This is a genomic window from Oceanicoccus sagamiensis (assembly GCF_002117105.1).
Lineage (GTDB): Bacteria > Pseudomonadota > Gammaproteobacteria > Pseudomonadales > Dasaniaceae > Oceanicoccus > Oceanicoccus sagamiensis.
This window is the reverse complement of sequence record NZ_CP019343.1, coordinates 3749150-3770495: the sequence shown is the minus strand read 5'-3', so window position 1 is coordinate 3770495 and position 21346 is coordinate 3749150. Positions and strand designations below refer to the sequence as shown.

General features: G+C 48.2%; 21 protein-coding genes. 8 read left to right on the top strand and 13 right to left on the bottom strand.

All coding sequences use genetic code 11. The annotated features are described in order from the left end of the window. Window positions 1–6: 6 nt before the first annotated feature. Entirely contained in the window at window positions 7–774 is a 768-nt protein-coding gene (locus tag BST96_RS17120) for an SDR family NAD(P)-dependent oxidoreductase (RefSeq protein WP_085759867.1), read from the bottom strand. 285 nt (window positions 775–1059) lie between these two features. Here BST96_RS17120 and lexA point away from each other — a divergent pair, with 285 nt between their 5' ends. Next, window positions 1060–1668 (top strand): transcriptional repressor LexA, encoded by a 609-nt coding sequence (gene lexA / locus BST96_RS17115; protein WP_206045473.1) that lies wholly within the window; start codon window positions 1060–1062, stop codon window positions 1666–1668. 178 nt (window positions 1669–1846) lie between these two features. Here the strand turns inward: lexA and BST96_RS17110 are convergent, their stop codons facing one another. The 5 genes from BST96_RS17110 to BST96_RS17090 all read right to left on the bottom strand — a co-directional run bounded on the left by BST96_RS17110 (window position 1847) and on the right by BST96_RS17090 (window position 6450). Further along, complete coding sequence (locus tag BST96_RS17110; protein ID WP_085759865.1) at window positions 1847–2122, bottom strand: hypothetical protein; 276 nt, start codon at window positions 2120–2122, stop codon at window positions 1847–1849. 155 nt (window positions 2123–2277) lie between these two features. Next, window positions 2278–2781 carry a DUF6586 family protein gene (locus BST96_RS17105; protein WP_085759864.1) on the bottom strand — a complete coding sequence of 168 codons (504 nt, stop codon included), beginning with the start codon at window positions 2779–2781 and terminating at the stop codon, window positions 2278–2280. Window positions 2782–2784: 3 nt separating this feature from the next. After that, window positions 2785–5436: a type I DNA topoisomerase gene (gene topA / locus BST96_RS17100; RefSeq protein WP_085759863.1), complete on the bottom strand. Its 2652-nt coding sequence runs from the start codon at window positions 5434–5436 to the stop codon at window positions 2785–2787. A gap of 239 nt (window positions 5437–5675) precedes the next feature. After that, on the bottom strand, window positions 5676–5891 hold the full coding sequence (locus BST96_RS17095; RefSeq protein ID WP_085759862.1) for a DUF1653 domain-containing protein: 216 nt from the start codon (window positions 5889–5891) through the stop codon (window positions 5676–5678). Between the two features lie 67 nt (window positions 5892–5958). Then, complete coding sequence (locus BST96_RS17090) at window positions 5959–6450, bottom strand: hypothetical protein (protein WP_085759861.1); 492 nt, start codon at window positions 6448–6450, stop codon at window positions 5959–5961. A gap of 122 nt (window positions 6451–6572) precedes the next feature. On the opposite strand from BST96_RS17090, the gene BST96_RS17085 reads away from it, so the two are divergent. Next, complete coding sequence (locus BST96_RS17085) at window positions 6573–7010, top strand: universal stress protein (protein ID WP_085759860.1); 438 nt, start codon at window positions 6573–6575, stop codon at window positions 7008–7010. Between the two features lie 2 nt (window positions 7011–7012). On the opposite strand, the gene BST96_RS17080 is transcribed toward BST96_RS17085, so the two are convergent. Next, window positions 7013–8914: an ATP-binding cassette domain-containing protein gene (locus BST96_RS17080; RefSeq protein WP_085759859.1), complete on the bottom strand. Its 1902-nt coding sequence runs from the start codon at window positions 8912–8914 to the stop codon at window positions 7013–7015. A 465-nt stretch (window positions 8915–9379) separates the two neighbouring features. On the opposite strand from BST96_RS17080, the gene BST96_RS17075 reads away from it, so the two are divergent. Further along, a complete protein-coding gene (locus BST96_RS17075; RefSeq protein WP_169714025.1) occupies window positions 9380–11314 on the top strand; it encodes a transglycosylase SLT domain-containing protein in 1935 nt (644 codons plus the stop codon). 9 nt (window positions 11315–11323) lie between these two features. On the opposite strand, the gene BST96_RS17070 is transcribed toward BST96_RS17075, so the two are convergent. After that, window positions 11324–12106 carry an MOSC domain-containing protein gene (locus tag BST96_RS17070; RefSeq protein ID WP_085759857.1) on the bottom strand — a complete coding sequence of 261 codons (783 nt, stop codon included), beginning with the start codon at window positions 12104–12106 and terminating at the stop codon, window positions 11324–11326. A gap of 12 nt (window positions 12107–12118) precedes the next feature. After that, window positions 12119–13051 (bottom strand): chemotaxis protein CheV, encoded by a 933-nt coding sequence (locus BST96_RS17065; protein WP_085759856.1) that lies wholly within the window; start codon window positions 13049–13051, stop codon window positions 12119–12121. 256 nt (window positions 13052–13307) lie between these two features. On the opposite strand from BST96_RS17065, the gene BST96_RS17060 reads away from it, so the two are divergent. After that, on the top strand, window positions 13308–14111 hold the full coding sequence (locus BST96_RS17060; RefSeq protein ID WP_085759855.1) for a TatD family hydrolase: 804 nt from the start codon (window positions 13308–13310) through the stop codon (window positions 14109–14111). Here the strand turns inward: BST96_RS17060 and BST96_RS17055 are convergent. The 4 genes from BST96_RS17055 to BST96_RS17040 form a co-directional block, all read right to left on the bottom strand. Further along, a complete protein-coding gene (locus BST96_RS17055) occupies window positions 14108–14341 on the bottom strand; it encodes a glutaredoxin family protein (RefSeq protein ID WP_085760578.1) in 234 nt (77 codons plus the stop codon). The genes BST96_RS17060 and BST96_RS17055 overlap by 4 nt on opposite strands. Window positions 14342–14371: 30 nt before the next feature. Then, entirely contained in the window at window positions 14372–15652 is a 1281-nt protein-coding gene (locus tag BST96_RS17050; RefSeq protein ID WP_085759854.1) for a DUF5610 domain-containing protein, read from the bottom strand. A gap of 78 nt (window positions 15653–15730) precedes the next feature. Then, window positions 15731–17026, bottom strand: a complete 1296-nt coding sequence (locus tag BST96_RS17045; RefSeq protein WP_085759853.1) for an ammonium transporter — start codon at window positions 17024–17026, stop codon at window positions 15731–15733. Between the two features lie 191 nt (window positions 17027–17217). After that, complete coding sequence (locus tag BST96_RS17040; RefSeq protein ID WP_085759852.1) at window positions 17218–17781, bottom strand: DUF416 family protein; 564 nt, start codon at window positions 17779–17781, stop codon at window positions 17218–17220. A gap of 162 nt (window positions 17782–17943) precedes the next feature. On the opposite strand from BST96_RS17040, the gene BST96_RS17035 reads away from it, so the two are divergent. The 4 genes from BST96_RS17035 (at window position 17944) to BST96_RS17020 (ending at window position 21316) form a co-directional block, all read left to right on the top strand. Then, window positions 17944–19587 (top strand): tetratricopeptide repeat-containing response regulator, encoded by a 1644-nt coding sequence (locus BST96_RS17035; protein WP_085759851.1) that lies wholly within the window; start codon window positions 17944–17946, stop codon window positions 19585–19587. A 74-nt stretch (window positions 19588–19661) separates the two neighbouring features. Next, entirely contained in the window at window positions 19662–20366 is a 705-nt protein-coding gene (locus BST96_RS17030) for a sensor histidine kinase (protein ID WP_240554829.1), read from the top strand. A gap of 34 nt (window positions 20367–20400) precedes the next feature. After that, window positions 20401–20886, top strand: a complete 486-nt coding sequence (locus BST96_RS17025; protein ID WP_206045360.1) for a PaaI family thioesterase — start codon at window positions 20401–20403, stop codon at window positions 20884–20886. Further along, window positions 20879–21316, top strand: a complete 438-nt coding sequence (locus tag BST96_RS17020; protein WP_085759850.1) for a PaaI family thioesterase — start codon at window positions 20879–20881, stop codon at window positions 21314–21316. The genes BST96_RS17025 and BST96_RS17020 overlap by 8 nt, the downstream gene beginning before the upstream one ends. Window positions 21317–21346 lie beyond the last annotated feature (30 nt).

The window sequence follows — 21346 nt, the reverse complement described above, 5'->3', positions numbered from 1 at the left end:
GTACGCTTAAAAACCCACGCTTTTGGTAAAACCACCGTCCACTACCAGGTTGGCACCATTGACCCAACTGGCGGCTGGGCTACAGACAAACACCGATACATTGGCCACCTCTTCCGCCGTGCCTAAGCGCTCTGAAGGGTGATCTAAACGGTCACGCTCATACAATTCAAAGAAATGTTCTTTAATACCATCCCAGGCGCCACCCTCAACAAAAATAGGGCCCGGTGACACGGAATTAGAGCGAATTCCCTGCTTGCCCCAGGTTTGTGCTAATTGGGCAGCATGGTTAATCGTGGCGGCCTTCATCGCACCATAACTGGGGCAGACTGGCACATCGTGATGTTCAAAGGCAGTAATGGTCGCTATTTGTAAAATAGCGGCTGCGGAGGATTGCTCAAGATAAGGGTGTGCCGTCTCCGTCAGAGCAACAGCACTTAACATATCGATATTAAAATTATTACGCCAGGCTTCCGGGGTAAATTCCAGACTGGAAGAAGCGCTGGTATTACTGATGACGATATCAATACCACCCAGTTGTTCAGCAGAGCGCTTAACCCAATCACAGACTGCATCATAATCGGCGGCATCCACCGTATCACCATAAACGGTACCCTGACCTGCCAGACTCTCCACCAAATCATTAACACCTTCTGCGCCACGGGCAAAAAAGGCGACACTGACACCTTCAGAGACCAGCTTTTCTACGATAGCCCGCCCAATTCCCCGACTGGCTCCTGAAACAATGGCTTTTTTTCCTGCGAGTTGTAAGTCCACGTTAAATCCTCGTTGTTATCATTATGCTGGCGGTCCTGACGACCTGCCCATTATTGAACTGACTATTTCACACCATAATGCCATCAATTAAAACGCCTGTGGCAAAAGAATGACTATAAAAGCTTGCAGGATCAGACTTACTGTATATAATCACAGAACTGTATATAAAAACAGACTCATGTTTATCCAACGCTCTACAGACGACTCTGCATGACAGACGAGACTGCATTGAGCATGGATTAACTTATTGCAAGGCAGTCATCGAAAAGGAAAAGCACCATGACCATCACCAAACTGACACAACGACAAAGCGAAGTGCTCGCTGTTATCAAAAGTCATATTGATGATACCGGTTTTCCCCCTACCCGCGCCGATATAGCCCGTGAACTGGGCTTTAAATCCGCCAACGCCGCTGAAGAACACCTAAAAGCATTGGCCCGTAAAGGGGCTATTGAGATGATTGCCGGCGCCTCCCGAGGTATACGTATCCCTGAAGCTGAAGGCGAAAGTGGTATCCCTATTGTCGGCCAGGTGGCAGCAGGTAGCCCGATTACCGCCCAGGAACATATTGAAGACTACTGTGAAATGCCCCCCTCATTCTTTAGCCCACAGGCAGATTATTTTCTTCGTGTGCGCGGTGACAGTATGATTGATATCGGTATTTTTGATGGCGATTTACTGGCGGTACACCAAACCAAAGATGTACAGAACGGTGAAATTGTTGTCGCCCGTATTGATGATGAAGTCACGGTAAAGCGTTTAAAGAAAACTCGCAGCAAACATCAAGTGCAGCTATTGCCTGAAAACCAGGACTATCAGCCGATCGAAGTCGATATGCGCTATCAAGATTTTGAAATTGAGGGATTAAGTGTCGGCGTGGTTAGACGGCAGTAATTGACGCCTCAGATGACTATAACCCTTATTCCAGCTTGACAGGAATAAGGGTGAAGAGAAGATAGACAGTTTGTAACCACTACGTGTTACGTGTAAAAACCACATGAAAAACTACATGAAAAACTACGTGTAAAAGCTCTGGCAAAAAGCAACAGCAACAAAAACGAACCACGCTTAATTAGTGCAGAGTATGCTCTTCACTTTCACCGAACACCATCTCACCGCCTTCATCTTCCAGCTCATCTTGAGTGATATTAGCTTCATTAATATGAGCCGCAGCCTGTATGCCCGCCTGAATCATGGCCTTGGCAATATCAATACCCGCATCGCCAATATAGTCTTTGGACTCTTCAGAAAAACGAATTTCAACCAGTGGAGCACTCTCTTCATCGGAGCGCTTTAGTACAATTTGCCCATCGGCTAGCTGTACAATTTCTAAAAACGGTGACGACACAACAACAATCCTGCAACAATGTTAAACATCAGCGATGTTTAGGGGGGCGCTATTCTAACAGCACAGCATAGGCTGTGAAAGGCAACAGCCCGGTTTTAATGAAACTTAACAGAAGGGGGAAACAATGGCCCCAATCAACACTGTCGGGGACGAAATCACCACTCTTCAAGCCTGGCGCGCTGGTTTTCAATCACTCCACTGAGCTGCTGCCAGCACTGTTTAAGCACGTCTAAATCCATTGTGCCGCTATTATCCTGGCTAGAAAAGGCAACTATTTGGCTATTATTTGAGCTTTTACCGGCCCGATATATGGGTCCAACGGCCTGATATTCCCGTATTAATCGACTTAACCAACTGTCAGCAAGCTCCAGTTCTCGTAATTCATTCGCTTCTGCCGAATAAAAACCACCCTGCTTCAAAGCCTCAATCAGCGTATCAGCATTGATAAAGTCAGCGGGGGGAAGGTTATAGGCAATGGCTATTTCAGCCAGATACGCTTGGTAACTATTGATTAAGTGGAACAGTATCGATTCTCCCAGAGACTGCTCTAACACAGACTTGGGGATATCCTGATTGGCTAGCTGTTGCGCCAGCCAATCAAGATGGAGCTTACAAAAATACAGCCGCTGGTTGACGACTGGTCGCTGGGCATTGGCCATGGTCTAGCTCGCCTTGGCCTTCTTCTTGCTCTTGGTTTTGCCCTCCTGGACAATCCACTTACCGCCTTCGTAAAACGCTTTCCAACCTGAGGGTTTGCCATCAATCTCAGTCTGTACATACTGTTCTTTGGTTTTACGGCTATAGCGAATAATGGTTTTATTGCCATCGGGATCTTCAGTCGGCGCTTTAAATAAGTGCTTATACTTGGGATCAATTTCTTTTTTATGCGGCAGAATTTCTTCGACTAAGGGCGCCCGGGTTTCACGATTTTTAGGGAAGTTACTCGCCGCCAAAAACATACCTGAAGCACCATCACGCAACACATAATGATCGTCCACTTTCACACATTGCAACTCCGGCATCGGCACCGGATCCATCTTTGGTGGCGCAGCTTCGCCGTTTCTTAATAACTTACGAGTGTTTTTACAGTCTTCGCTGGTACAGCCAAAATACTTACCAAACCGACCCGACTTAAGCTGCATTTCTGCGCCGCATTTATCACAATCCAGTACTGGACCTTCGTAGCCTTTAATCTTAAAGCTACCCTGCTCCACCTCAAAACCTGAGCAATCCGGATTATTGCCACAGACATGCAGCTTACGTTGCTCATCGATCAAATAACTATCCATCGCTGTATTACAGATTTTACAGCGGTGTTTATTAAGCAGTAACCTGGACTCGCCTTCATCGTCATCATCAACACTAACGACTTCATCACCAGAAACCAGATTGATCGTGCTTTTACAACGCTCTTTAGGCGGCAAGGCGTAACCTGAGCAACCCAAAAACACACCGGTACTGGCGGTACGAATTTGCATATGGCGACCGCACTGGGGACAATCGATATCCGTTTCAGTCGGGTCATTATTGCGCATGCCGCCCTCTTCAGACTCGGCAATTTCTAACTGCTTACCAAACTCCGTATAGAAGTTATTTAGCAGCACTTTCCAATCCAGATCGCCGTCAGCCACTTCATCCAGCTGCTCCTCCATCTTGGCGGTAAAGTTATAATCCAATAGGTCGGAAAAACTTTCTACCAAACGCTCGGTAACGACATCACCCATTTTTTCCGCATAAAAACGCCGATTTTCAACACGAACATAGCCGCGATCCTGAATCGTTGAAATAATCGATGCATAGGTAGATGGACGACCAATACCGCGTTTTTCCAATTCTTTAACCAGGCTGGCTTCACCGTAACGCGGTGTTGGCTTGGTAAAATGCTGACTGGGATCGAGTTTTTCCAGCGTTAATTCATCGTTTACTTTAACGTCTGGCAAGATAACATCATCATCTTTTTTCGAGGTAGGCGGCAAGACTTTCATAAAACCATCAAAGCGCATGACCCTGCCCCGCGTACGCAGTTCAAAGTCGCCAGCGGTTACCACAATACTGCTACTGGTAAATTCAGCAGGGACCATTTGGCAGGCGACAAACTGACGCCAAATCAGTTCATATAAGCGCTCGGCATCGCGCTCCATTTTCTGTAACTGCGTGGGCTTAACATTCACATCGGAAGGTCTGATCGCTTCGTGGGCTTCCTGTGCACCTTCTTTGCTGGAGTAGCTAATGGGCGCTTCCGGTAAATATTTTTTACCGTGATTAGAGCCGATAAAGTCGCGACAGGCTGCCACCGCATCCGCACTTAGATTGGTCGAATCCGTCCGCATATAGGTGATATAACCCGCTTCATAAAGTCGTTGGGCCATCATCATGGTTTTCTTAACGCCAAAGCCCAAACGAGTGCTGGCAGACTGCTGCAAGGTCGAGGTAATAAAGGGCGCCGAGGGCTTGGACTTGGTCGGTTTATCTTCTCGCTTGCTAACAATAAAAGCCTGCTCTTTTAAAGAAGCCAGTACCGCATTGGTTTGCTCTTCATTGGCGGGGCGAAAGTTTTTATCGTTTTGCTTTTTCACTTCAAGCCGCAGTGCAGCGCCGTCTACCGTCGTATCGGCAAACACCTGCCAGAACTCTTCCGGAATAAAGGCGCGAATTTCTTGCTCACGCTCAACAATAAGACGGGTGGCTACTGACTGTACCCGACCAGCAGAAATACCACGGGCAATCTTGGCCCACAGCAATGGTGACACCATATAGCCCACTACCCGGTCCAAAAAGCGACGGGCTTGCTGGGCATTAACGCGATGAGTATCCAGTTCCCCTGGTATTTCAAAGGCTTCGGTGATCGCTTTTTTGGTAATTTCATTAAAGACGACACGGCGGTAACGGCTTTCATCGCCACCAATAGCCTGCTGCAAATGCCAGGCAATGGCTTCTCCCTCACGGTCCAAATCCGTTGCGAGATAGATGGTATCGGCTTCTTCCGCCAGCTTCTGTAGTTCGGTGACGACTTTTTCTTTGGCAGGGAGTATTTCGTAATTGGCTTCCCAGTTTTTTGCCGGATCGATACCCATACGGGCAATCAGTTGCTCACGGCTTTTTTTCTTTTTATAGGCAGCCTTCTTTTCAGGCGCCATTTTACGCGTCTTGGCAGCCGCTTTGGCACGCTCTTTAGGGTCGACCTTTTTACTACCCGAGGTAGGCAAATCTCTAATATGACCAACACTGGACTTAACGATGTAATCTTTACCCAGATACTTATTGATCGTCTTAGCTTTCGCTGGAGACTCGACTATGACCAATGATTTTCCCATATTACCCTTCTGTAATAACTAACAAGACGTGCCAGAGATGGCTACGAGGCGACATATATAAGACCTGTTAAAGGCTGGGTCAAGCGAATGATGTTAATTTTTATTGTGGGGCAACTGTCTTGGCAGGCTATTTTATTGCTCAATCCGCATTTGAAAATAGGCGCTAAGCCGTGGATTATGCTGAAGTTTTTGTTCCAGAGTGGTTTTAAAGCGATTGCCAAATCAAGCCCCAAAAAAAATTATTCGTGAATAAACTCAAATCGGGGCTTGAGCACACCATCCACCTCGACCTGTTCAATAAACATACTAAGCGGCCTGACCCATAAACCCATGTCGCCATACAGGGCTTTATAGACCACCAGGCGCTCTTCTGTCTCAGTGTGACCAGCCACTCCGATTACCTGATAATCATTGCCTTTATAGTGGCGGTATAGGCCATTTGCGAGTTCAGTCATAGGGATATCCTGTGGTAGAAAATACTGCTTCTATATATAGAAACGATAAAAAATAAGGTCAAAAGTGTTAAATGCTCGATTCCAGCTTTAACACCTGTTTACGCAACTGGCTTAAGCGCTGGTACAGGCTATCAATCAGTTCAGCATTGCCCTGCTCTCGCCAGTAGATAGCAAAGCCTGGCTGGGCGTATTCCAATGCCTGCACGGAGTCAGGAAGATCATCCAGACAGGCCCGCATTTGCTGTTGTAGTTGCTCTGCAAAGCCCGTTAAAGCTGGCCCAGCCTCTTCTGAGGGATTGCGCATCAATAAACAATCAACACCTTCAGGGTGTTTTCTTTTTACCTCCCAGGGTAAGCGATAAACAACCCCCTGTTCCGGCTTTTCCTTGCGAACCTGGGCGCGATGAGTTTGTGGCATATCCGCCAACTTAACCAGAAAGCCCACACTCATGGCCCGCTGGCGCAGCTGCATTTGACGCTTTTGTTTTGGGCTGGGCATAATCCAGAAAATGGGTGAAATCACCATTACCACAACCAGCGCAATCACTAGATAACTCAATCTTTCTCTCCTTCCACTAAGCAGCCAGCAACAATTAATTGACCTGTATCAGTAGACTTAAGACACAATTTATACGTTAATTAGGCTACAACCTCACTGCACAACCGATCAAGGAGCCGGCCATGAGCAACTATCAAACCATCCTACTCGCTACTGACTTATCCGATGAAGGTGAGCAAGTAGCTGCCAAAGCCAGCACCATTGCCAGCGCTGAAAATGCTGTGCTGCATATGATTCACGTTATCGAGCCACTGAGCTTTGCCTATGGCGGCGATATCCCGATGGATTTTTCCGGTATTCAGGATGAAATCCAAAAACAGGCCGAAGCTCAAATGGCTGAATTTGCCAGTCAATACGCCGTAGCAGCCGATAACCAGCATATTATTATTGGCCGGGCCGAAAATGAAATTCATTCATTAGCAGAAGAGCTTAATGCCGATCTGGTGGTACTTGGCAGTCACGGCCGCCACGGTATTGCCCTGTTATTAGGTTCTACCGCCAACGGCGTTTTACACGGCGCTACCTGTGATGTATTGGCGGTGCGTGTCGGCGACAAATAGCGCTAGTCCTCGGACAGCTCTACCCAGCGATCGTAACAGCTTTCCAGGCTTGTAGTGACCGAGGCCAGCTCTTCAAGCTTTGCCGTTACCACACTGTGCTCCTGCTGGTAAAAATCCGCCGCCGTCGTCTCTGCGCTTAGCTGTTCTTGCTGCTGCTCAAGACCCTCAATTTTTGCCGGCAATAATTCCAGTTCACGCTGGTCTTTATAACTTAGCTTTTTAGCGGTTTTTTTCACCACCGTTGCTTCGTTCACTGTTTCAGTCTGAGTCTCAATAAACTCCGCAGGCTTATTGGCAGTGGTCTCAACCGTTGCAAAGCGGCCCCCCTGACGCAACCAATCCTGATAGCCACCCACATACTCACGCACAATGCCATTGCCCTCAAAGGCCAGCGTGCCAGTGACCACATTGTCCATAAAGTCCCGGTCGTGGCTAACCAGCAGCATAGTGCCTTCAAACTCCACCAAAACCGCCTCTAATAACTCCAATGTCTCAACATCCAGGTCATTGGTTGGCTCATCCAATACTAAAATATTCGCCGGCATACTAAATAATACCGCCAGCTGAACCCGGTTACGCTCGCCACCGGAGAGTGCTTTTAAAGGGGTTCTGGACCGCTCTGGTGAAAACAAAAAGTCTGACAGGTAGCTAAGGATATGCCTGGATTTACCATTAATCTCAATACTTTCACGACCCTGACCCACAATATCAACAATGGTTTTTTCATCGTCGAGCTGATCTCGCATCTGATCGTAGTAAGCCACATCCAGCTTGCTACCCAGTTTTACGGTACCACTGCTTGGCGCCAACTCGCCCAAAATAATTTTTAACAACGTGGTTTTACCCACCCCGTTCGGGCCAAGCAAACCAATTTTATCGCCGCGGATAATATTAAAACTCAAATCTTTGATCAGTATATTGCCATCAAACTCATGACTAATCTGGTTGGCCTCGGCCACTAACTTACCGGATTTACTGGCGGCCTCTACGGCGATTTTGGCAGAGCCCTGAACATTGCGGCGCTGTGAACGCTCTTCCCTAAGTTTTTTGAGTGCCCTGACACGGCCCTCATTACGGGTTCTACGGGCTTTGATACCCTGCCTTATCCAAACCTCTTCCTGGGCCAGCTTCTTGTCAAATAGCGCGTTTTGCTGCTCTTCAACAGCCAATAAGTGGGCGCGCTCTTCCAAATAGTTATCATAACCACACTGATACAAACGCAGGTGGCCACGGTCAAGCTCAATAATCTTGGTGGCCAAACGACGAACCAGAGCCCTATCGTGAGTAATAAATAACACTGCCCCTTTAAAATCCAGTAACTGCTTTTCCAGCCACTCAATAGTTTCAATATCCAGATGGTTGGTTGGCTCATCAAGTAGCAGCAAGTCCGGCGCCGTAACCAGTACTTTGGCCAGGGCTACCCGCCGTCGCCAACCCCCGGATAGCGTTGACATTACCTTATCTGCAGGCAAAGCCAAGCGGCTTAACACCTCGTCAATGCGCTGCTGGTAACTCCAGCCGTCTTTCGCCTCTATCTGGTGCTGTAGCTGCTCCAGTTTTTTTAAGCCAGCATCGTCCAGTTGCTGACTGATCAGCTGGTCATATTCGGTGATCAGATCGCCAATCTCTTGCAAACCGGAGGACACGACTTGCATAACGGTTTGGCTATCAGCCTTTGGCAGTTCCTGCTCAAGCCTTGATATACGCACTGAGGGTCGCTTCCAGATACTGCCACTATCGGGCTTGATCACCCCTTCAACCAATTTCATCAGGGTAGATTTACCGGCACCATTGCGCCCAACCAGACAGATACGGTCACCCTTAAATAGCTGGACATTGGCCTCTTCCAATAACACATGATGACCGTAGGCCAAACCGAGGTCATTAACACGTAGTAACGGCATTGAATAATTTCCTGTCGATCTGTAGCGCTGCACAACGCCACAGGATTAATACGTTAGTCGCCCCCTTAGCATCGATTGCTGTATACAATGGCCAGCCATATAACCAGACAAGGGCTTAAAAAAAATGGCTGCAAAGAACTGTGAGCCAGTTATCACTACAAGCACTGCTTCACGCCAGCAAAGGGACTACAATAAACTAACAACCGCTTATTATTTATACAGAACTGATTAAGCTCACTGCTGTCCAACGCAGCCACTCAGTAGGTTACTATTTGGATTAACGGGAAAGCTAATAGCTGGCTATACTTAATCAGGAGCCGTTGTTATAAAGCCGCGCAGTTTATCACTGTATGGACAAATGGCGGTAGTGTACAAAGCCGGATAACAGTATCCTTTGACTATGATAGACTCGACACCATGACAGCAGCCAGAGCACCGATAGCCATAAGCCAAGGGTTGATCCCTATGATCACCCTGCTTCTGCTACTCGGCTTTAAGCCCACTCTGTTTGCCAGCTCACCCAATTCGTCCTCCCAGGATCAGCAAGCACAACAACAATTATTCAAACAAACGCTGGCTGCAATTAAAAAAGGTCATAAAACCCGTACCGATAAAGGTCTGAAAGCGCTGGCCGACTACCCGCTATACCCCTATTTATTACAAGCCCAACTAAAACGGGATTTACGTAAACTGCCCTATCAGGAAGTAGACCAGTTCCTGACTGACCACGGCAATAGCGTTAGCGGCAAGCAGCTGCGTAAAAGCTGGCTCAAAACCCTGGCGCAGAAAAAACAATGGCCGGAATATATTCGTTATTTTGATCACAAGGTCAGCAACAATGAATTGAAGTGCTGGCATATCGAAGCTATGCATCAAACCGGCCACCAGCAACTGGCACTTAACCAAACCGCCGCCATTTGGGTCAGCGGCAAATCGCAGCCCGACGCCTGCGACCCGGTCTTTAAACGCTGGCAGCAAGCCGGTTTAAACACCGACGCCCTCACCTGGCAACGGATTAATCTGGCACTGGCCAATAACAACACCCTATTGGCACGCTATCTGTCAAAGCGGGCGTCCCCGGAACTGAAACCCTATACAAGACGACTGATCAGCGTTCATCGCTCTCCTACTCGCCTAAAAAAGACCAGCGACTTTAAACCGGCCAATCCCTATAACACGGATATTATTTACCACGGCCTTAAACGATTGGCCCCCAGAGATCGCCACCTTGCCACTGACCTTTGGATTGATTATCGTGGCAGCGTAGACTTTTCAGCTGAGCAGCACAGCGCGATTCGAGATAAGATTGCTCGACAAGTTATCGCTTCTGGTAAAGACAATGCCCTGCAATGGCTGATTACTCACGACCCCAATGCCGAAGATAGCTATTTAATGGAATGGCGTATTCGCATTGCCCTGAGACAACAGCAATGGAGCCAGGCCGACCACTGGATTACCTTACTGCCTGAAGACCTTCGTGCCAGCTCTCGCTGGCGATACTGGCAGGCACGTACCTGGCAACTACAAGACAAGCATCATGAAGCCAGTCAATTTATCCTGCAACAGTTAGCCGGTGAGAGAAATTACTATGGCTTTTTAGCCGCCGACTTAATCCAACAACGTTATGGTTTTAATCATAGCGACTTACCGTCTGGTCCGTTACAACTTCCGGTAGATCAAGCCCCTGAAGTCATTCGCGCGCAACAGTTTTACCAAATGGGCGAATTGATCTCAGCTCGGCGAGAGTGGTATGCCGCTACCCAGACCTTCGACCAGGACCAGCTGCTGGCCGCCACCAATATCGCCCACCAATGGGGCTGGCATCAGCAAGCGATCAATACCACTATCAAAGCCAATCACTGGAATGACTTATCGGTTCGTTTCCCGCTGGCCTATCAGAACAATATGATCGACTCGGCTAAACTCACTACCATTAATCCCGAGTGGCTCTATGCCATAGCACGACAGGAAAGCGCCTTTGCCCATGACGCCTATTCTTCTGCCGGCGCCCGAGGGTTAATGCAACTGCGGCCTGCCACCGCCAAACAGGTGGCCAAACGTATCGGTGTACCGCACAGAAAAACGGATTTATTTCGCGCAGAACACAATATCACTCTGGGCAGTAATTATTTAAAACATTTACTGGATGACTTTGAAGGCAATAGAATCTTAGCCACGGCAGCGTATAATGCTGGCCCCCACCGCGTTAGAAAATGGCTTAAAAACCAGACTGAAACGTTGCCCCACGATATCTGGATAGAGACACTACCCTTCCATGAAACCCGCAACTATGTGCAGAATGTGTTAGCGTTTTCTGTTATTTATGGACACAGGTTAGGCATAGAGTCGCCACTGATTGCCGAGCAGGAATTGTTTATCGTGGTTAAGAAATCTGGCTAAGCCGATAAGCTACAACGCCTCAACCGAATCCCCGACACCAATCTCACCATGGCCACGATGCAATAAATTCTGCCCAAAATAGACTGCACCATCCCGGCGACGATGGCTTGCCAGCGCTTTAGAAACCTCAACCTGCTTAAGCCCGGTAGCCGGGTCAATAGAGGGAATGACGCAGCGTGAACAGGGTTTAACGACAGAAAATTCAATCTCCCCAATACGAATCCGCTGCCAGCCATCTTCAGCAAAAGCCTCACAACCTGACACAACAATATTGGGCCGAAAGCGGTAACTGCTAACCGGCTGATCAAGGTGCTGATTAAAACTTTCCAGGGAGGCTGCTGACATTAATAAAAAGGGGAAGCCATCGGCAAAACTGACAGTCTCTTGCTGCTTGGCGAAATCAGTATCTACCCAACGTTGAGTATGTTCTGGCATAAAAACCAGCCGACAAGAACACTGCAAAACCATGGACAACCAATCAGCTACTTTATCGCCACAATCTTCTGCCTCAACCGTATCAGCCCACACCACCACCGAGCGTTGCCTAACGGGAGTATGTTCAACGGTTATCGCAGTCTGCCCCTCACAAGACAGCGTTAACTGCCCAGCATCCACTGTGGCGGAGATCAAACACATTTTGGCTAATTGCCGCTGCGTTAGAAACTGACCACTGTCATCAACCACCATCCAGCGGCGATCCCATGCCGGCCCCAAACTGGCAATCGACATAGTAGACAGGGCAATACCCGCCATCGATTTAACCGGGTAAATAGCCAGCGAGCTTACTTGCATAAAGAATAACGCTTAGGAGTTGATGCGATCACGAATACGGTTTTGAACCACTTCTGCCAGTGCCTCAGGCTGAAACTTGGACAGAAAACCATCACAGCCCACCTTCTCGACCATGGCTTTATTAAAGCTGCCGCTGAGTGAGGTATGCAGCACAACAAATAAATCTTTTAAGGCGGGGTCTTTGCGAATTTCTGTGGTTAGACGATAGCCGTCCATTTCTGGCATCTCGGCATCGGTAATCACCATCAATAACTTGTTTGGTACATCGAGGCCTTCATCACGCCAGGATTTCAAACGGTTCCAGGCTTTCATACCATCGGTTTCAACAATCACTTTTAGCCCTAGCTGTTGCAGTGCACCTTTAGCTTGCTCGATGGCAACATTAGAATCATCAACCAATAGCACTTCCATATTCTGCGCATGCTCATAGAGCGTACTGTCCAGTAAATCTTCCGAGATATTGGATTCAAAAGGCACCACCTGTGACAGGACCTTTTCAACATCAATAATTTCAACAATCTTTTCTTCCAGCCGGGTAATAGCGGTTAAAAAGTGGCTGCGACCTGAGGCGGCCGGTGGCGGTAAAATATCTTCCCAGTTAAGGTTAACAATGCGATCAACACCGCCCACCAAAAAGGCCTGCACAGAGCGGTTATATTCCGTGACAATAATATTGGCACTTTCATCCTGACTGATAGGAGAGCGACCAATGGCACTGCTAAGATCGATCACCGGAATAGTGGAGCCGCGCACCGTGGTTACACCGACAACGACCGGGTCACTCTGGGGCAGTATATTCAGCTTGGGCAGCTGCTGCACTTCCTGCACTTTAAAGACATTAATAGCAAACAGCTGGGAACCACGCAGACGGAAGGTCAACAACTCTAAACGGTTTTGACCTACCAGCTTGGTACGCTGATCGACACTATCAAGAATACTGGCCATACAAACAACTCTATCGATAATTAGAATGCTTCCGTAGAGCATGGCACTCACTAAAGAGGCCAACCCTGCCTCTTATCAAACGTATACGCCATCTATCTGACTAAGTGTAGCTTATAAATAGAAACATACATCGCTATTAACAGAGCATTAAAGCAATAATAAACAAAGGCTTAGCTTAATACAGCGGCCTCTGGCACAAAACCTTGAATCGCTATAAGCTTGGCGCCCCGATAGCCACCACTGAGCCGGACAATTTATGCAATTACCGTTGATAGATATTGGCGCCAACCTCACCAACAAGGCCTTTAGAGACGATCTGGAGGAGGTGCTGCAACGGGCCTCGGAACAGGGGGTTCAGCATATCGTCATCACTGGCACCTGCGTCAAAAGCAGCGCTGAAGCAACCCAACTGGCAGAGCAATACCCCGGCCTGCTCTATGCCACCGCCGGTATCCATCCCCACGATGCCAAGGACTTTAGCAGTAGCTCCCGGCCCGATATTCTGGCCCTTAGCCAACATCCCAGCGTCAAAGCGATCGGGGAATGCGGGCTGGATTTTAACCGTATGTTTTCCAGTAAAGAGCAGCAGATAGCGGCCTTTGAGCAACAGATTGAAATAGCCATTGAGCAGCAGCTACCTCTGTTTTTGCATGAGCGCGATGCCCATAAAGAGCAATGGGAAATTATTGCCAGCTATCGGGATCAAATCCCAGCCGCAGTGATTCATTGCTTTACCGGGGATAAACGCGAAGCTTTTCGCTATCTGGATTTAGACCTTTATATCGGCATTACCGGCTGGATTTGCGATGAGCGGCGGGGCCACCATCTGCATAACTTTGTGGGAGATATCCCGTTAAATCGGCTGATGATCGAGACGGATGCCCCCTATCTTATACCCAGAGTAAAACCCAAACCCAAGCTGGCCTCCAGTCGCCGCAATGAACCCTGCACCCTGCCCTATGTGCTACAGGAAATCAGCAGGCACCGCAGGGAAAGCCTGGAGCAGATTGCCCAGGCTACCAGCAACAATGCGATCCGTTTTTTTGCTTTAAACGATTAGGCAAGAAACGCCAGAAACTGTTGCTGATCAAAGGGCCAACCGATTTCAGCGCCATTATCAGCGCGGGCTACCACAGGGATACGGATACCGTAGCGCTCCATCAATTCGTCTGCATCACTGATATCCACTTCGACAATAACGGTCTGGGCATCTAGCAAGGGCTCTATCAGTTCCAGCGCCAGCTCACAGAGATGACAGCCAACGGTACTGTATAAAATCAGTTCTTTCATAAACAAGACATAGTAATAAAAGCGCGTATTTTACAGTAACTGCTGGGCCATTTCATTGGCGATTAAATCCATTAGCAATAGCTTAGGGTCAGCAAAATTACTGGCATTCTCCAGCATTGCCAGCAACTGCTCGACATTGTCTGACAACCCAGTTAAACCGGCAACGGCAGCATCGGCACCAACACTTGCCGTATAGCTCTCAACCATGGCAGCACTGGTGCTACGGCCAATATCCAGCGACATCGCTGAAAACTCACTGCTATCCATCTCAAAATCCATTGCCATCGCAAAGGCTCTGTCGAAGTCACCATTAAAAAACTCATCCGATAAGGCCGAGACCTGCTCCAATAGCCCATTTAAGGCCTTCCTTTCACCCGCATCCAATTCGCCTTGTACTGACAGATTAAAGCTGGAAGAGAAGCTGCTATTACGCTCGTAGGCTAAAGCGGCCTGCCCGCCCCGCCCAACAGCCGCAGCAGAGCTATCGGATGCCAGCGCAGAACTAAAACTCAGTGTCACCAGATCACCATCCTGAGTTTTCAGGCTCAGCTCAACGGAGTCATTGCGGCGATAGCTATCCGCATAAGCCGCCGCTGTGCCTCGCAGCGATGAAGAGCCATCAATACCAGATTGACTATAGCGACTACTGCTAATAGTGCTTTGCTCACGATAAGCCGCAACTACCTTACGGCTCGTGGAAATCACTTCAGCGGGTGTCTCTTTAGGGCTTGCATCACTACCCAATAGTTGCTGCTTTAGCTGCTCCAGACCATCGCTCACCAACTGCTCCGTGGTATCAATACCCGCAGCGATGTCTTGATCCATGGCCTGCAAACCCTGGAGAATATCCTTAGCCTCTGCCAGCCCCTGCTGGAAGCCTTTAGCGGCCTGCTGAAAGGCACTCTCCAATAAGGCGGGCTCAGCACCTTCATCGGCCATAGCTTGTAGCCGATCGGTCATAAAACCCAAGATGACATCAGCACTTTGTTGCGGTGTCGGCCGTTCATTAACGGCAACCAACTGATAGGCTGGTGCAACTTTTTTTGCCTGCTGCTCACTGTTTAGTAAGCCCTGACCGGTAGCTGAGAGCGCAATCACATCGTTCTGTAACGACCCTGCCGGCAGCTTGTCATCAGTAGCTGCGGCTTTACCAGCGGGCATGGGTGGAAAGAGTAAACCGGAGAGAGAGGAGTTGAGCAAAGCTGGAATATTCATAGCGGGACCTGCTTTAAAGCGCTGCCATTGAAACACATAATCAATTAAGCCCTGTATCGGCAGAAAGGGCCAAAACTTAAGCCCCTGGCATGACATTTTTAGTCAGTTAATCACTGATCGATCGGGCACAAAAAAGCCCAGACTAAGCTGGGCTTTTGCGATAGCAATTAGCGCTTAAAGGTCATAACCACGCTCATTGTGAGAGACCACATCAAGACCCTCGGTCTCTTCATCTTCAGAGACCCGCAAACCGACCATAGCACCCACTACTTTAAGCAGGATATAAGTCACTATTGCCGTATAAACAAAGGTGGCGCCAATACCGGTAAGCTGAACACCCAGCTGCTGGGCAATGCTAACACCCTCAGCCAAACCCTGTCCGCTAAAGATACCCAACTCAGAGCTGGCAAAGATACCGGCCATAAACGTACCCAGAATACCACCAACACCGTGCACCGGGAAAACATCCAGAGAATCATCGATTTTCCACTTCTGCTTGATGGTCAGGGTGGCATAGAAACAAACAATACCCGCGCTAAAACCAATCACAATAGCGCCAGCTGGGCCTACAAAACCGGAAGCCGGGGTAATGGTACCCAGACCCGCAACCATACCGGTTACCGCACCCAGCGCACTGGGCTTGCCGTACTTGATCCACTCAATACATAACCAGGTAAACGCACCGGTGGCCGCAGAAAGATGCGTTACCAGCATGGCCATACCTGCATCGCCATTAGCAGCCAGAGCGCTACCTGCGTTAAAACCAAACCAACCTACCCACAGCATACCGGCACCGGTAATTGTCATGGTCATATTATGTGGTGGCATAGCCGTCTCGCCAAAGCCTCTGCGGTTGCCCAGCACCAGCGCTGCAACCAGCGCCGCAACACCTGCCGTGATATGCACCACGGTACCGCCAGCAAAATCCAGCAGGCCCATCTGGCCTAACCAGCCGCCGCCCCATACCCAGTGTGTTACCGGTGCATAGACCACCAATAACCAAAGCGCAGAGAAGATCATCACCGCGGAAAACTTCATTCGCTCGGCAAAACCACCAATAATCAGTGCAGGGGTAATAACGGCAAAGGTCATCTGGAACATCACAAAGACGGTTTCAGGCAGGTCACCGCTTAAGGAACTCTCCATCACACCAGCGAGGAACATCTTGTCCAGGCTACCGATATAGTCGCCACCTTCACCAAAGGCGATGGCATAACCCACCACAAACCATAAAATCGACGCAATACAGGCAATAGCAAAGCACTGCATTAAGATGCTTAAAACGTTCTTAGAGCGAACCAGACCGCCATAGAACAACGCCAGGCCAGGCAAGGTCATAAACAGCACCAGCGCTGTAGATGTGAGTATCCAGGCTGTATTAGCCCCACTCAAACCATCATCGGCGAGTGTAAGCCCGGATGCTAAAAAAGCAGTTAACAACACCGCCAGACGTGATGAGACAAAACGCATATGTTCCCCCTAGGTATGAAGCACAAAGATTAAATATTGTTAGTTATTTAAAAATCAATGACTTATATTATTCTTTTAATGTAAAAAATTAGCTTTGATAGCCAGCCAAAACAAGCAACCTGCCTGCCCGAAAAACCATAAAGCACCATAGCCGTGCATTATAAAGACCTTAGGACTTAAGACGCAATCGCTTATGCTTCCAAACCGATATTAGTCACCTCAAAATCCTTAACGGCTGCTTTTAACGCACCAATAAGCTGGGGCCGGCTGAGATTCCCCCCCTGCGCAATCACGGCATTTAGCTGCTCAATGCAAGCCTGCTCAGCCAATACCAGAGGGTGTGCCTCCCCTTCCGTGGCCTCGACAGCCTGTAGATAATTGTCAATGGTAGACATCGATAGAGTCACTATGGCATCCAGCTCAGACTCGTCCCAGCGCTCGCAGGCACTGAGCAAAGCCGCCAAGGCCACCGCCGCATCCAGTGCCGGCCAAACTCCATACATATCAAAGGCTGCCGGGTCCGGGGTAATTAACTCCAGCTTTTCCTGCTGCTTCTGGAAGTCAATGCGTTGGTTTTGCCCGGCTGCAAACTCCCAGACAAGATTGACTATATTAACAAAGGCCGCACTATCACCAGCTTCAGTTAACTCGCAAAACAAACGATAGTTACCCGTCATCCGGCTCACCATGGCGGTGGCAAAGGCAATTTTGCGCCACTCAGCCGCAACCACTTCACTATTTGATCGCTTCTTCACATATTCTCCACTTATCGACGGTAACTTATTGTAAAACTGACCATTCTTCTGCAAAAAGGCCAAACTCTTCTATACTTGATCACTGATATAACGATGCTTTTACCAGCAAAATAATGAATTCAGGGCCAGCAGAGCGCCCAATAAAACAACAAGCAGTGACCTATGGCTATAACAAAAATTGATGTTATCAAAATTTACCGACAAAAGACCGCTCTGGTTATTGATGACTTCCCGGATATGCGCGGCTCCATTCGCCGTATGCTGGATAACTTTGGGGTGATTTCCTGTGATACTGCCTCCAACGGTGAGGAAGCTATTCTTAAGTGTGAAGAAAAGCCCTATGACATTATCCTCGCTGATTATAATCTAGGAGATAACAAGAACGGCCAACAGATTCTCGAAGAGCTGCGCTTTAAGAACCTGCTAAAAAACACCACCATCTATATGATGATTACCGCCGAGACCACCAAAGATATGGTCTTTGGCGCACTGGAATACCAACCTGATGACTACCTTACCAAGCCCTTTACCCAGGGTGTATTAGGCAAACGCCTCGATAGAATGGTGCTGGAAAAAGAGTCTCTCTACGAAATCAATAATGCGATGGACCTGCTCGACTACGACCGGGCGATAGAGCTGTGTCAGCAGCGTATTGATATGCACGACAAATACGAGCAGCGCTGCCTGCGGATTATGAGTAGCTGCTTTTATAAAAAGCATAAGTTCTCACAGGCCAAAAAAGTCTACGAAGATATTCTGGAAGAGCGGGAATTGGAATGGGCGCAAATAGGCCTGGGGAAATCCCTAATGGCGCTTAACGACCTTGATCAAGCTGAAGAGCTATTTACCAAACTGGCAGACGACGGCTGCTTATGCCTTGAAATCTATGACTGTCTGGCAGATATCAAAACCCGCCAGGGTGATATTGAAGAAGCCCAACGCATTCTGGAGCGCGCCATTGATGTCTCCCCAAATGCCATTATGCGACAGGAAAAACTGGCCGAACTCAGTGAAGACAACCACGACTGGGAGCGCGCCGAAAAGTCACGTAAAAAAGTAATTCGTCTGGGTAATAACTCAGTCTACGAGACCCCCGAACACCACTTTAAATTAGCACGCTGTATGAATTCAGAAATCAGCGACAACCCCGAAGCTGCCAAAGGCAAGGTGAAGGAAGTCGAAGAAGTCATGCGCAGTGTTAAGCGCAAATACAAAGACCATGAAAATGTCGACTTACAGGCCGATATTATTCAAGCCAATGTCTATGCCAGTGCCGGTCACGAAGACAAGTCACAAGAAAAAATGGCCACCATCAAAGATAAAATGGCTGCGGCCAGTAATAAGTCTGCCCAACTGATGCTTGATATGGCGCAAACCTATAAAACCGTAGGGGACCATGATAAAGCCAAAGAAATACTGAAAGATCTGGCCGAAAAACATGAAGACAACCCGGATATTTCAGAAGCGATTGACCGACTGTCTGACGAGCCACTCAGTAAACTGGGTAAACAAAAAGCCGTACAGCTTAATCAGGAAGGTAAAGAGTTATTTGCCAGCAAAGAATACTCGAAGGCGATTCAACTCTTTAGTCAGGCCCTAAAACACTACCCCAATAATATTGGCCTTAACCTCAACCTGATGCTGGCACTGGTGCGCGAAATGTCCGCCAAAGGTGCCACCGCAGCACAGGTACAACACTGTAGCTCGGCCAAAGAAAAACTGGCACATATTGGCGAAGACAATCCGATGTATGAGCGCTATAAAGTGCTATGCGATCATTTAGTCAAACTCAAAAAATCCCTGTAGTGTGGATTATATTCCACCAGAAGCTGCTACTGAAAACCGGTGGATTACAATCCACCCTACAAGAGCTCTATTAAATGACGAATAAGCCAGAGCACAACGAAGAAAACAACGTCGACTTTTCGATGCTACTTGCGTCCTCCGTCCATGACATCAAAAACTCCTTAAGCATGCTGCTAACCTCATTAGATGAGGTCATTGATATAACAACTGAAGAGCGGCCGGAACACCGTAGAAGCTACAGTATATTGCGCGGCGAAGCTTCTCGTATCAACAATGCCTTGATTTATTTGTTGGGACTTTATCGTCTGCAAAACGAACAGCTCTCACTTAATTTACAGGAAGTGTTTATAGCTGACTTTCTGGAAGAACAAGTAGAAAGCCAACAGCTGTTATTTGATGTGAACAATATCAAGGTAAGCATTGATTGCGATGAGAACATGACCGGCTATTTTGATGAGAACCTGATTGCCGGAGTGATTAATAATATTCTGGTGAATTGCGCCAAATACACCCAAGACTCGATCACCCTGTCCGTCGAGCAGAACAACCAGTATTTAACCATTAGCATTCTTGATAATGGCAGCGGCTACCCACAGGGCATTATCGACCATATCAGCAACGATAATCGCAGCATTGACTTTAATAGCGGCAGCACCAACCTTGGTTTGTTTTTCTCACAGCAAATTGCCTCCATTCATCACTGCAAAGGCCGCACAGGCGCGATAGAATTATCTAACAGTGAAACCGGTGGCGGCTGTTTTAAACTGATCCTTCCCTAAACTCTCCGACAACTTAACCACTGTGACTACGGCAATGACGGCAGATAAAACCCCCTTTACAGTCGAAGTCATGCAAATGATTTTTGACGCCATCAGGCACTGCAAGGTGCTGGGCATTACCATCGATAGCGTTGAGGGCAAACAACTGACGTCAAAGCTGCCCTATTCCAAAAAAATTGTTGGCAACCCAGCTACCGGGGTTATCCATGGCGGCGCGCTAACCACCTTACTCGATACCACCTGCGGTATGTCAGTACCTATTGCTCTCGGTGAGTTCCGTATCTCCCCCACCCTGGATTTACGCATTGATTATATGTCGGCCGCCAAGCCTAATCTGGATATCTATGGACGCGCCGAAGTGTATCGCATTACTAAAAATGTGGTTTTCTCAAAAGGTATTGCTTATCAGGACGATGAACACCAACCGATTGCCCACTGCGTTGCTACCTTTATGCTATTACCCAAAGACGTCGCTGATACCGATATGGTGCAGCACTCGATAGAGAACCTCAATGACTGAAACCCTGCAACAACAACTGGCAGAGACTATAGCCAAGAAAGATATGGCGGCCTTAATCGCCAATATTCCTTACGCTACCCTGATTGGCATCGAAGGCCTGGCCATTGGTGAAGACTTTATTTTTAAGTTACCTCAGAAAGACGACAACCTCGGTAACCCAACCTTGCCCGCCATTCACGGCGGCGTACTGGGAGGGTTTATGGAAACCTCCGGCGCACTCTATGTGATGATGTTTTCCAAACAATTCACCATTCCTAAAGTGGTGGATTTCTCAATTGATTACCTCAGCCCAGGCCGCCACTGCGACAGCTTTGCTCGCTGCACCGTAGTCAGGCAGGGCAGAAAAATTGCCAATGTGGCTATCACAGCCTGGCAATCTCAGGAGGATAAACCTATTGCCACCGCCCGAGCCCACTTCCTGCTCACATAAGCTGTACGATCGTACCATTTATTTTAATCC